This window comes from Telluribacter roseus, assembly GCF_017355915.2.
Classification (GTDB): Bacteria; Bacteroidota; Bacteroidia; order Cytophagales; family Spirosomataceae; genus Telluribacter.
In genome coordinates, this window is record NZ_JAFEUV020000012.1 from 75,026 (window position 1) to 87,232 (window position 12,207).

The 12,207-nt window shown below is 49.6% G+C and carries 10 protein-coding genes; 1 reads left to right on the plus strand and 9 read right to left on the minus strand.

Annotated features, from left to right (window positions below; genetic code table 11):
• Position 1 precedes the first annotated feature (1 nt).
• The 6 genes from JTN23_RS19660 to JTN23_RS19685 form a co-directional block, all read right to left on the minus strand.
• Positions 2-847, minus strand: coding sequence for an alpha/beta fold hydrolase (locus tag JTN23_RS19660; protein ID WP_247236745.1), 846 nt, complete (start codon positions 845-847; stop codon positions 2-4).
• A 20-nt stretch (positions 848-867) separates the two neighbouring features.
• Positions 868-1,725 (minus strand): metallophosphoesterase, encoded by an 858-nt coding sequence (locus tag JTN23_RS19665; RefSeq protein WP_247236746.1) that lies wholly within the window; start codon positions 1,723-1,725, stop codon positions 868-870.
• 420 nt (positions 1,726-2,145) lie between these two features.
• The gene (locus tag JTN23_RS19670) at positions 2,146-2,463 is read right to left on the minus strand and encodes a hypothetical protein (protein ID WP_247236747.1); all 318 of its coding nucleotides are present in this window, start codon (positions 2,461-2,463) and stop codon (positions 2,146-2,148) included.
• Positions 2,464-2,892: 429 nt separating this feature from the next.
• A complete protein-coding gene (locus JTN23_RS19675; protein WP_247236748.1) occupies positions 2,893-3,753 on the minus strand; it encodes a DUF2306 domain-containing protein in 861 nt (286 codons plus the stop codon).
• Positions 3,754-3,972: 219 nt separating this feature from the next.
• Complete coding sequence (locus JTN23_RS19680) at positions 3,973-6,633, minus strand: permease prefix domain 2-containing transporter (protein ID WP_247236749.1); 2,661 nt, start codon at positions 6,631-6,633, stop codon at positions 3,973-3,975.
• Entirely contained in the window at positions 6,630-6,968 is a 339-nt protein-coding gene (locus JTN23_RS19685) for a PadR family transcriptional regulator (RefSeq protein ID WP_247236750.1), read from the minus strand. The genes JTN23_RS19680 and JTN23_RS19685 overlap by 4 nt, the downstream gene beginning before the upstream one ends.
• Positions 6,969-7,206: 238 nt before the next feature.
• On the opposite strand from JTN23_RS19685, the gene JTN23_RS19690 reads away from it, so the two are divergent.
• Positions 7,207-7,662, plus strand: a complete 456-nt coding sequence (locus JTN23_RS19690) for a DUF1801 domain-containing protein (protein ID WP_247236751.1) — start codon at positions 7,207-7,209, stop codon at positions 7,660-7,662.
• Between the two features lie 59 nt (positions 7,663-7,721).
• On the opposite strand, the gene JTN23_RS19695 is transcribed toward JTN23_RS19690, so the two are convergent.
• The 3 genes from JTN23_RS19695 to JTN23_RS19705 form a co-directional block, all read right to left on the minus strand.
• Positions 7,722-8,855: a mechanosensitive ion channel family protein gene (locus tag JTN23_RS19695; protein WP_247236752.1), complete on the minus strand. Its 1,134-nt coding sequence runs from the start codon at positions 8,853-8,855 to the stop codon at positions 7,722-7,724.
• A gap of 404 nt (positions 8,856-9,259) precedes the next feature.
• Positions 9,260-11,011 carry an MDR family MFS transporter gene (locus JTN23_RS19700; RefSeq protein WP_247236753.1) on the minus strand — a complete coding sequence of 584 codons (1,752 nt, stop codon included), beginning with the start codon at positions 11,009-11,011 and terminating at the stop codon, positions 9,260-9,262.
• A 24-nt stretch (positions 11,012-11,035) separates the two neighbouring features.
• Positions 11,036-11,569, minus strand: coding sequence for a hypothetical protein (locus JTN23_RS19705; RefSeq protein WP_247236754.1), 534 nt, complete (start codon positions 11,567-11,569; stop codon positions 11,036-11,038).
• Positions 11,570-12,207: the final 638 nt, after the last annotated feature.

The following is a 12,207-nucleotide window of genomic DNA, read 5'->3' on the forward strand; positions in this document are numbered from 1 at the left end:
TTTATTTCTTAATAGCATAATGCTCCGCCAGTATTCGATAAAATACCTCCTCATTCTGTAACCAGGGCAGATGGCTGGTACCCCGGACCGTGATGAAGGATGCCGTTGGATACCTCTTTCTGACGTACCTTCGGCTGGGGCCAATCACGTCATTATCTCCGTAGGTCACGGTGATTTTGTACTCTGGCGCAGGGACTCTCTTTAATCTATGGTAGAAGAAAACCCGGGTATTGGTACGGATAATAGGCCGGGCTTTGATATGGTCGACCAGGAAGGGTACCGGATTCTCTACCTGATAGCCCTTGTTGCAGTTGATGCAGAACTGGGTATAAAACTGGGTGAATGCTACATTACTGCCCAGCACCCCCAGCAGACCATTTTTGCACATGGACACCCATTCCAGCAGTGAGCTTCTTCGCTTGTTAAATCGCCCTATCTCTACCCCCATTTTGACCCATTGCCAGCCGGTACCGGTACAGGGGCTGATGAGGAACAGACTACGTACAAATGTCGGTCTTTGCCCGGCGTATAGCTGAGCATACAAGCCACCCCAGGAGTGACCCAACAGATGAAAGCGGTCGAGGTGGAAGTAGCGGGCAATACAATCGATGTCCGAAATATAGGCTTTTACCGAATAATCATGTGAGGGGCAGGGGGAGTTGAGTGTACCCCGTTGGTGAAACTCAATGACCTGAAAATGGCTGGACAGGTACTCGGCCATGGGGCCCAGTCCGTCAGGTGCACCCGGACCACCGTGTAGGAATATTATGGTCTCCTTATGCTGATTAGGGTATACCGTGGTGTACAGCCGGGTATTTTTATTTTGTATGTAAAGTACTTCTTTCATGAAGCAGGCAAGGTAGCGTATCAGGTGTAGTACAGAAAACTGGTAATCTCGGCTCTGGCTCCAAACCTGAAGGGTACCGTAGAGGTACCAAATCCTTTGGACAAGTACAGGTAAGGGGGCTCTGCGTTGTACCAGCCTTTGAGGTACTTTCCCGCCTTGGCAGGCATATAGGGGACAAAGCGACCCAGCAGCGTTACCTGCCCACCGTGGTTATGACCGGCAAATAGGTACTGTACACTGATTGTATCCTGGGGCTCACGTTGGGCATTCATTATTTGCAGGGCCTTTTTCAGGTCTTCCTGGTGCATCGGGCTATGGATCAGTACCAGATGATTTTTCTCTCCACCGACACCCTCAAACGCTTTCTCGATGTCATTTTCACCGTACAACAAATCGTCAAGCCCCGTCACCATGATCCTCTCGCCCCGGATCTGGTAGGCTTTTGATTTGTTGATAAGCAAGGTGCCATTGTACTGAGCATAGAGCTTTTTGAGCGCATCTATATCTACTTCGGCCACGTATTCATGATTTCCCAGGATAGCGGCCTTAGGTATATTTCTGTCCAGCAGGTCCAGAAACTCACGCAGTGCAGAAATGTCACCCTTAGCATCGATCGAATCACCCGTGAATAGTATAAGGTCCGGTTGTAACTGGCTTACGGTAGCCTGTAAACGAAAGCAGGTATTAGCAAGCGGTGCCCTAAGGTGCAAATCCGAAAGCTGTAACAAATGTATGGGCCTTTGAGCTGAGTGAAGGTTACCAATCCTAAACCTATTCACCTGAAAAAAGTGCTTCTCCAGAAATAGAGCATCCAGCAGAAACAGAGCCGTTCCTGTGAGTGCCGCAGACAGCACAACCCGTTGAATAGGTTTGTTCATAGAATATGGTATTACTTAGTTGTACCAGGTAGTGCCTCATCCTCAACACGTCTTGCATCCCGTACCAGTTCAGCGCGTACATTATATAGGTTCGGGAGAAGAAGGGTGAGAAAAAGCGTTGTTGCCCCTAACTAACAGTACTATCAGCTGTACCACTACCTGCCTACGGGTTGTCCCGGCCGCCTTGTGCAGACGTAAAGGCTGTGTAACTGAATAATTTAAGAAAAAAGCAACAAGCCTTCTTCGTGCAGTGGTACCAGTACAATGTTAAACGTACCGGGGCACAAGCAACAGCAAGACCTCATACGTACAGTTACCCGCTATACGTTGCCATGTACAAGATGACAAAACCGCTTTGGTCAGGCCTTAATGGGCTTGATACATGTGTAAACTACTGTACTAAAGACTCACCCCGACACACTACATAGCATAGCCACCTGCAGGCTGGGCGGGCAGATCATTCCAATTGGCCTCGCTTTCTGCATGTCGGGGAGTCAGGGCTGACAAGATGGAGCTGAAGAAGCCAGGTTGGGGTGGTACGTAGCAAAAGTGTCCCTCTGCCTTGGCTAACTCTTCGTAATAGAATGGAACTTTGTAGTAAACATTTTCGCCGGTAGCGATCAAACTATTAAGGCCAGTTGCTACAACCTTCCAGAGTTTTACATCTTCGCCTACGCCGTGGCGGTAATAAAAGCAGTCGCCGGGTTGTAGTTGGTGTGGGGATTTAATCCTGTTCATAACTATATGTGGATATGTTCTAGTTTTCTTACAATTATGATATGTAAATCTATAAATGTAGGTTTCGATAACTATTGGGTACTATGTCACTTACCTCCATGACCTAAATAGTACTTTCAGCATATAATTATAAATTATAAAATAGTGTACCAGACGGAGCCTTATTGGATTATTTGATAATATATTAATATAAAATATAAAAAAATCAAGTAGAATATTGTAGTTTATTTAGATAAAGCTTCTCATTATCAGTAGATAGTGGGGAAAAGCCGTACAAGTTGTGCCTGTTATAAAGGTGAATGAGACCTTTACCGGAAATAGGAGTCAATATGGGTACCGATTTGGGAAAAGAGCTCCTCAAATACCTGTTCACGAAGTTCAACACTTCTTCTATTATTTCTATTTTTCCTGTTCCTGACGCAGATAAACTTATAGTGTAGGCAGCCATTTCAGGATAGCCGGTCCCCAGTAGTGGATGGTAAAAAAATATGTGCCTAATATCAGGAAAGAGGTTGCAAGCAGCAGCATGAAGGATGCTAGAATCTTCAGTACGGGCGATGCCCTATATGCACGAGCACGTATGAACGCTTCGGTTACCAGTAGATTGGGTAGGTAAAAGAAAAAGGCCATTACCTGGTCAAAGGGGCCTGTAAAGGTTTTGGTATGGCCTATGCCATTGGTGAAGAAAAACCAAAATCCGTAGTCCATGCGGTAAAGCCACGACCCAATGGCCAACGCATACAGCCGTAGTGCCCAGGCCCGGTGCTTTTCCAGCCGACCTGCTCGGATGTGGCGGTACGTTTGGACAGCCGCTACAAACATAAGTATACCGTAGAGCGCAAACCCAATGTCCATGACGGTACCACCTATGGTACCCTTCAAGATGATAAATGATAGGCCACCTACGGCCGCCAGTAGAGAGGCCAGAATGTACACCCGCCCAATCCACCGATGAGCAGCCGGATACCGCTCTCTGACGCTACTCATCAGCTGAATGCTCCCGAGTATAAGGATGATACCGCCCGTGGCAAAGTGCAGCCCGATACCGGAGGTAGTAGCCGCTGAGCCCCGGTCATACAAGCCGGGTAGTACTTCATTCCAGCGTTGCATATCGCCCTCGTACAGGGCAGCGGCATAGAAGGCCAGAATATACAGGCCGAACAGACAGGCGCTGAACCAGACGGTAGCTACCAGCACGACAGATGACCAACGTAACAAGGTAGCGCTTAACCGGGGCAGTCGTTGATAATCCGTCGCTGTATTGAGTGTTTCAAGTTGTGCTTTTTCCATGGGTAGAGGTAGTTTGGGTTTACTGGTATCGTGGGGCGCCAGTGAGGTATCTGCTGGTGCTCAGCCGGATAATGGCTACAATATCGCAAACTTCCGGATTCAGGGCAATAGCTCCTGCTAAACCTAAAAAAGCTTTATCCCCGGTACTTAAACGGGAATAAAGCTTTTTGGGATAGTTATGTAAAATAGGGCTGCACGAGTAAGTGCCGTATCAAACGATTATTCCGACCTCAACGACTGGATGGGGTTCATGAGAGCGGCCTTAATACTCTGGAAGCTCACTGTGAGCAACGCTACTCCTACTACCAGCAATCCTGCCAGTCCGAAAATCCACCACGCAATATCAACGCGGTATGAGAAGCTCTGCAGCCACTGATTCATGAAGTACCAGGCCAGCGGCGAGGCAATGATAATCCCTACCATTACCAGCTTGAGGAAGTCCTTCGAGAGTAGCATGACGATACCCGCTACCGAGGCGCCCATCACCTTACGGATGCCAATCTCTTTGGTCCGCTGCTGTGCCATAAAGGTAGCCAGTCCCAGTAGCCCCAGACAGGCGATGAAGATAGACAGCGATGTAAACAGCAGGAACAACTTCTTAAATATTTGCTCACTATCATAAAACTTCGCAAACTGCTGGTCCAGAATTTCGTACTCAAACGGAAACTCCGGCGCCCGGGCCTCCCACTCCGTTTTGAGGAAATCCAGAGCGGCGGCCATTTTTTCAGGTCGTACCCGCGCTACCATTGTGTAGTAGGCAGGCTCATGCACGTGCAGTACCAGCGGCTCTATCTTCTGGTGCAGGGATTTGTAGTGAAAATCTTTTACTACCCCGATCACCTTACCACGCTTAAGCGTATCGGCCGGATTGGCTGGTACCCATTTAGGCCACAGCATCTCCTTCCCCAGGGCCTGCTCGGGCGTACTCCAGCCCAGCGCTTTCACGGCGGTTTCGTTGATTAAGAATGCTTCTTCCACGTCGGTACCGTACTGCTCCGAGAGGTTGCGTCCGGCTACCAGTTCCATACCCATAGTAGGTATGTAATCAGGATCAATCAGAAACATGCTGATGCCGACTTCCTTGCCCTGACCCGGCAGCTTTACACCATCTCCGGCAAACATCCCTCCGGGCAGCCCGTAGCAGGCGGTTGCTGATAGGATATTAGGATTCTGCAGGAGCTCCTGCTTGATGCTCTTGTAGTCACGCCTCATGTCATCGGATTGGAAAGGCATGATCACGAGTTGCTCTTTATTGAAGCCCAGGTTTTTCTGCTGGACGTAGTTGAGCTGGTAGTATACTACGCCCGCCCCGATGATCAGGGCCGTCGATACGGCAAACTGTACCACCACCAGGGTTTTGCGGAGGCCATAGCCCCCCTGCGCCTTCGTCTCGAGGGTACCTTTTAGTACCTTAATGGGCTGGAAAGCCGACAGGAAGAAAGCCGGATACAGCCCTGCCAGCAAACCTACTACCAGCAGAGCGGCTAGGATCTGGACCAGGAACAGCGGCGACAGGGCATCCAGCAGCGACAGCTCCTTGCCGGCCCAGCTGTTGAGAACCGGCAGCACCACCGCCGTCAGGCCAATGGCCAGTACCATAGCCAGAGCAGTCAGTACCATAGACTCGCCCAGAAACTGCCCTACGAGCTGGCTCCGCTGCGCACCAATGGACTTACGTAAGCCCACTTCCTTGGCCCGCTGCATGGAGCGGGCGGTGGAGAGGTTCATGAAGTTGAAGCAGGCGATCAGCAGCGTAATTAAGGCAACAATGGCAAAGGCGTATACATAACGGATGTTACCTTTTCGGGCCAGATCATACTCCAGTTCCGCGGAGTGGAGGTAGATATCCTTAAGGGGTTGTAAGGTGGTCCGGTAGGCATCGTCCCGCTGTTCCGGATTAGCATACCGCTCCACCATCGCGGTGATCTTATCGTTGACCCTGGCCGGATCAGCCCCCGGCGTGAGTAGCACGTAGGTGAACATCTGTTGCCAGCCCCAGCTTTCCAGGCGGGCATGGTCGCTGATTATATCACGTAGCGTATTGAATGAACCTATTGCATTGAGCTCGAGGTGTGAGTGGCGCGGCATATTCAGCATCACCCCCGTCACCCTGAACTCTAAGCCACCATCTACCTTCAGTATTTTGTTCAGGGGATCCTCCTTACCAAAGTACCGTTCCGCCATAGCCTCGCTGATGACCAGCGATCCCTGTCCTTTTAGTGCCTCCTCCTTGTTTCCCCGCACCAGCGGCAGAGTTAGTACATCGAAGATGGTAGAGTCGGCCAGAATAAATCCGGTTTGTTTGAAGCGGTTGTTGTTGTACACAACCAGCGGGTCGTTGAACGTAAAGATGCGGAAGATCTTCTCTACTTCCGGCAGGTAGGCCTTCATGGCCGGACCGTAGGCGGGAGCTGATCTGGCCATGTGGTTCACACGGCCTTCTGTAATCCGGTCGTTGCGGAGGCGGTAGACCCGGTCAGCCTTTTCGTGGAAGGTATCATACCTGAGCTCATCCTTGATGAACAGGTAGATGGTCAGGCAGCAGGCGAGGCCCACCGCCAGGCCCAGTACGTTGATGACAGCATACAGCCGCTGCCGCTGCAGGTTCCGGATTGCGATTTTGAGATAGTTTTTGATCATATCATGGCTGAATATAAAAGGTGAGGTAGTTTGGTTGGATTTACGTTTTATGGCAAAGGGTTTGATAAAGCTCAGCACATCCCACACGTATTGTTGCCGGGCCGAGTGCTCTCCGAACAGTGTAACCCTGCGCTGAAACCGCTCGTACAGGTCACCCTGTACTTCCTCGAGCAGGTGAGGAGCACAAAACCAGCTGAGCAACCGGTCGGCCCAGCGGGGTGGGGTAGGAGTCCTTTTCATAGGCTAAGTGCCGGTAGAACATCCGGTGATATAGAGTTCCAGAGGCGGTTACGGGTTTCGCGGATACTCTGCAGGGAGTAGCTCCCTAAGGTTAGTACCGTAAACAGGCGCTTGCGCCGGCCGCCCCGCTCGGCGGTAGCGTCACCCAGTCGTGAGCTCAGCATACCTTTTTCTTCCAGGCGGTTCAGAGCGGCATGTACGGCACTTAGGCTTACGGAACGTCCGGTCTGCTTTTCGATTTCTTCGGCAATGGCTACACCGTAGGCGTTATCATACAGGACCGCCACCGTCAGCAGTACGAGTTCTTCAAATTCACCGAGGTAGATTCTTTCCATAGCATGCTATATGTTCCACTTTTGTAGAGAAAATAACGTGCCTATTTTTTAAATTAGGGTAACGGTCTGATTATCAGTAGGGATAAGGAAGCGTTGGACTAAATTTATGTCCGATTATGAACAGTTGTTGTACGGCGGTGAACAGCCTATATTTGCTACAACTGGCGTAGCGTAGGACAGGTAGATTGCCAACCCGGATTGGCTTAGTAGATTCGACTAACTAAACCCTTAGCTGTATATGGAAACAAAAGCGGAATCAATTGAGGACTATCTTGACCAGCTCCCGACGGAGCGGAAAGAGGCCGTACTGAGGATACGGGAAACTATTCTGGCTAATCTGCCTGCGGGTTATGAAGAAGCCCTGAGTTACGGCACGATCGGATATGTAGTACCGCACTCATTATACCCGGCGGGCTATCACTGTGATCCAAAACTACCACTGCCCTTTATGAGCCTGGCATCCCAGAAGAACTACGTTGCCCTGTACCATATGGGCCTGTACGCAAATCCCGAGTTATTAAATTGGTTTATCGAAGAGTACCCCAGGCATAGTTCAGTCAGGCTGGATATGGGCAAAAGCTGCATCCGCTTTAAGAAAGTGGATGCCATACCCTACGCACTCATCGGGAAACTGGCTGGAAAAATGAGTACTGATCAATGGATCAGCCTGTACGAAAGTCAGTACCGTAAGTAGCCTTATAAAAAGGGGGGATAGCAGCCGCTAGCCCCCCTGTTCTCTTGCCTAGGCTTTACCTAGTCAGGATGTATAATACCCGGACGCTCTGATACACCATTACCATTCTCTCTTTTTTCTTTCCTGGGCTCTCCATTATGATTGGTGAGATACAGCGTACGAGTAGGATAAGCAAACTCAACGCCCATCTTCTGGAACTCTTCGTACATCCGGAGGTTGATGGTTTGCTGTATATCCATGTATACGTTGTAGTCGGAGCTAAGGACAAAGTATACTACCTCAAAATCCAGGCTGGAATCGCCGTAAGCGGCAAAGTGAGCCCGGTCAAAGGTGGTGTTATCCTGGCTGGTAATGATGGATTTAACTACCTGGGGTATAAGCTTAAGATTCTCGAGCGAGGTCTGGTACACAACGCCGAATTTGAACAGGATCCGACGCCTTTCCATCCGCTTGTAGTTGTGTATGCGCGATTTGGTCAGATCACTGTTGGAGAAAATCAGCTGCTCGCCCGTGAGGCTTTTGATACGGGTTGACTTCACACCGATGTAATCAATTACCCCCATCTTGTTGTCAATGATGATAAAGTCGCCGGCTTCAAAGGGACGGTCAAAGAAGATTACGAAGTAGTTAAACAGGTCGCCGAGTATGTTCTGAGAAGCCAGTGCAATAGCCACACCACCTATCCCCAGACCCGCGATAACCGTGGTAACGTCGTACCCCAGGTTGTCGAGGAGCGAAAGCAGACCCACGCCCCAGATGACGATGTTGATCACGATCATCAGTCCACCCAGTTGCTTTACCTTTTCTTCGCCCCGTTCCTGCCTCCTTACATACGAATGCAGGAGCATCAGTATGATGGTCGAAACGATGCGTATGGCCAGGTAGGTCACTACGACCGTAATACCAATCCTCAGGATGTTTTCAATTTTACGGGATAGTGTCAGATACGTAAGGCCGGAGTATATTACGGTAATATAAAGGGCCGGTACCCCAAACCGCTCCATGCCATGAACCAGGTAATCATCTACATGGGTAGCGGTATTACCCGACAGTTTTTCTACTTTCCGTAGTATAACTCTTTTGAATAAGGCAACGAGTATAACCCCCAGTAGTATACTGCCAAAAGCAATAATGTAGTCAAGTACACTATTTCTAAAATATACTTTTTCAAGAATTTCCAGATCGTCAAACATGATAAAGGCAAATAATGATAATACAGCTAAAAACAATTTATTCCTCACCAGTCAATGCATAGTTGCTGGTTCGCAGGACCGTAGCAGCTACTGCATCCAACTGGTACGCGAGAAATCAATTGGTAGTAGGGAAGTGGTTTTATTGATCCATCAGGCCTTTTCCCCCCATACAATCTCCCGCTCCTTCTCCTGACCGGCCGTACCTTGTAGTAACAGATTCAGGCCTGAGGTCAGAAGGATGCACTAACCGAACAGCCTGCAAAACCAGGTTATTAATCATTGATTACAAAAACGTAGGTCTTGTAATATTCCTAAATTATCAACGGCTCACTAATGTTGATTGTTTGATGTAGTTAAATAAATGCAATTTTTTAGTTGATACACAATAGGTTACAAAGCCATTTTTAAATTTCGGTAACCGGAGGTGGAGCATTGGTTTTACGAAGCGGAAGCTGAGGCACAAACCATGTGACGAGCCACGCCAGCAGTACGATAAACAGCAGGTAATAGTAGTTGCTGGTAATAGCCTGAGCAAACGTTTGCTTCATGGTGTCCTGTGACTGACCCGCCCGCTGATTGGGTTCCATAGCCAGGTTACTGAGTACTTCATCAATAGTAGATGCGGTTATCCGTCCGTTTTGTAATTCTATTTTCAAGGACTCTGGCAGGGCTGGGTCGTCCAGTAGTTGCTGACGGGTGGTCTGGTCCTGCTCTTCCACGGCCTGTTTCAGAAGTTGGGCCTGTCGCTGCCGTGTATGATCGGCCGTGGTGGCTGGTTGAGCGGTACCCTGCGCTGTAATGGCCTCGGGTACCCCCTCAGCCAGGGCGGAGGGGGCAGGTAGTGTGGTCCCCGACAGGGCCGAAGCCAGTAACGCTCCCATGAGAGCAGTACCTATCACGCTCCCGATCTGTCTGAAAAACTGGTTGGCGCTGGTAGCCTGTCCCATGTTTTGTACCGGTACCGAATTCTGGATGGCCAGGGGGAAGAGCGGTAGGGTAGGTCCCATGCCTATACCGCACAGCGCCATGTACAGCAGTACCGATGCGAATGTGGTGGTGGGCGTCATCTGGGAAAGAAAAAGTACCCCCACTGCCATCACGGCAATGCCACACAGGAGGATGTACTTGTAGTTGCCCACCCGCGATACCACCTGTCCGCCCGTAACGGAGCCAATCACCATACCCAGAGACAAGGGTACCATACTGGCTCCGGCCTTAGTGGACGAGACGCCGATCACGTTGACCATGAACAGGGGCAGAAACACGATAATACCCATAAACGCAGCCCCCAACAGGAAAGAGGCGGCGTTGGAGGTGCTGAACACCCTGTTCTGGAACAGACGGAGGTTCAGGATCGGACTCTCGATCCGGAGTGACCTCCTGTAAAACAAGATCAGGCACAGACTACCCCCTCCCAGTAGCCCCAGTACCAGGGGTGACTCCCAGGGGTAGAGGTTTTTGTCCAGTTGTAAGCCAATCATAAGGGGGATAAGGCCCACAATGAGCAGGGTCGCCGACCAGTAGTCAAACGTTTGTCGGGTACCCCTGGGAGGTAGTGGAGGCATTTTGGCTATGATAAACCAAAGGGCCAGGGCACCAATGGGAATATTAACATAGAATACCCAGCGCCAGCCCGCTATACCGGGTATGATATCACTGCCGTAGTCGGTTAGCAGGCCACCTACCCAGGGACCTATCACACTGGACAGTCCAAAAACAGCCGAGACATAGCCCTGGTACTTACCCCGTACAGCGGGTGGAAACAGATCAGCGATTACGATGAAAGCCATGGAGAATAGGCCCGCTCCGCCAATACCCTGTATAGCTCTGAAAATGATAAGCTGGTTCATGCCGTCACCTATTAGTGGAATAGGCCCAAATTCACCGGAGATTGCACAGAGTAACGAACCCACCAGAAAAACGGCAATGGCTGCCAGCTCAATGGACTTACGGCTGTACATATCCGCCAGCTTGCCGTAAATAGGTACCAGTACCGTGGACGCTACCATGTACGAGGTAGCTACCCAGGCATATCGCTCGAGGCCTTGTAGATCTTGTACAATACGGGGTAGGGCCGTGGCGACTATGGTCTGGTCCAGCGCGCCCAGAAACAGGGCTAAAAGTATTCCTATTAACGTGAGTATTCGGTCATCCATCAGGTAGTGTACGGGGTTAGAATGTTACGGTACCAGATCGAGGGGTTGTACGGGTATAACCACTATATGAATCCAGTGATGAGTCATGATCACACCTGATGCAAATATAAGGTGTGCCGGGAGCAGGCTGAACAGGTAAGGCCGGAGGTGCACCTTAGGCGGATTGGGATGTACCTTAAAGAACAGGTACCAGACCGTGCTGCCAAACAACCCGAAGGCCAGACCCAACAGGAAACTATGCAGGTAGTCGGGCTGACCAATGCCCATGTTCCATAGGAGGTGAAAACAGTAGGAGAATAAGATCCCAACGGTATAATGGGCCGCCGTACCTGCTACAAGTGCCAGCGGCTTACCCGAGAGTTGACCGGTAGGAGAGGTGCTGAATGTGAGCATGGTACCCAATATCTTCACTACTTTCATGGTACGGTGTGTCAGGTAGGTAAGTACATACATAAAAAGGGTCATAAGGGCAGTTCCGACTATTCCCTCCACCATAATGGCCCAGGGATTGGCCAGCCAGCCATCCGAAAGTATAACCTGTAGTTGTTTGCTGTACATATCTTACTCAGCCTTTACCCCTTACAGTGAGTCATCACCCGTATGATTAAATAACCATACCACTTCTGTCACCTTTCCCACAGTGCTCGTCTGCTGCTATAAAGGTCTTGTTAATGTTTTTTTAAACATCACTGATTGAAACGGGTTATAGCTTCGATCAAAATTAGAAATAACACAATTTTTAGACTTCGGCTTATTCTTTCAAAATTCAATGGACTCTGATGATCCCAAAGTCTTCCTTAGAAGATGGAAGCGTCCGCCATTTAAGCGCACCAGTCAGGGAGCTAAATTGGTAGGTTATGGTTTTTTATTCTGCATACTGCTCGCCATAGTGATGAAAGCAATTGACTATTTCCTGGGCTGAAGGGCGAGCAGCCACTTTTTTTAGATTTACTTACAGGCAAAACCTGACATATGTACGGGTTAAACAAGAGGCTGAATAAGGCTCAGGGGATCTCTTTACCAAATTTTCAAGCCTGGCCCATGTACAGTACCCGCTTGTAAAGTAGGTAGATCAGCACCAGATTAATTAAAAAAGAAGTATTCGGGGAAAAGGAAACAATATGTTTACACGACAGCTGCCACCTGTTTGGAGCGGCTGTTTTTATTTTGTGGTAGGTAATAGTCCAATGCTGCTT

Excerpts from the sequence above, each read along its gene's own strand:
- JTN23_RS19660 (WP_247236745.1), bottom strand. The coding sequence starts at position 847 with ATGAAAGAAGTACTTTACATACAAAATAAAAATACCCGGCTGTACACC.
- JTN23_RS19665 (WP_247236746.1), bottom strand. The coding sequence starts at position 1,725 with ATGAACAAACCTATTCAACGGGTTGTGCTGTCTGCGGCACTCACAGGA.
- JTN23_RS19670 (WP_247236747.1), bottom strand. The coding sequence starts at position 2,463 with ATGAACAGGATTAAATCCCCACACCAACTACAACCCGGCGACTGCTTT.
- JTN23_RS19675 (WP_247236748.1), bottom strand. The coding sequence starts at position 3,753 with ATGGAAAAAGCACAACTTGAAACACTCAATACAGCGACGGATTATCAA.
- JTN23_RS19680 (WP_247236749.1), bottom strand. The coding sequence starts at position 6,633 with ATGAAAAGGACTCCTACCCCACCCCGCTGGGCCGACCGGTTGCTCAGC.
- JTN23_RS19685 (WP_247236750.1), bottom strand. The coding sequence starts at position 6,968 with ATGGAAAGAATCTACCTCGGTGAATTTGAAGAACTCGTACTGCTGACG.
- JTN23_RS19690 (WP_247236751.1), top strand. The coding sequence starts at position 7,207 with ATGGAAACAAAAGCGGAATCAATTGAGGACTATCTTGACCAGCTCCCG.
- JTN23_RS19695 (WP_247236752.1), bottom strand. The coding sequence starts at position 8,855 with ATGTTTGACGATCTGGAAATTCTTGAAAAAGTATATTTTAGAAATAGT.
- JTN23_RS19700 (WP_247236753.1), bottom strand. The coding sequence starts at position 11,011 with ATGGATGACCGAATACTCACGTTAATAGGAATACTTTTAGCCCTGTTT.
- JTN23_RS19705 (WP_247236754.1), bottom strand. The coding sequence starts at position 11,569 with ATGTACAGCAAACAACTACAGGTTATACTTTCGGATGGCTGGCTGGCC.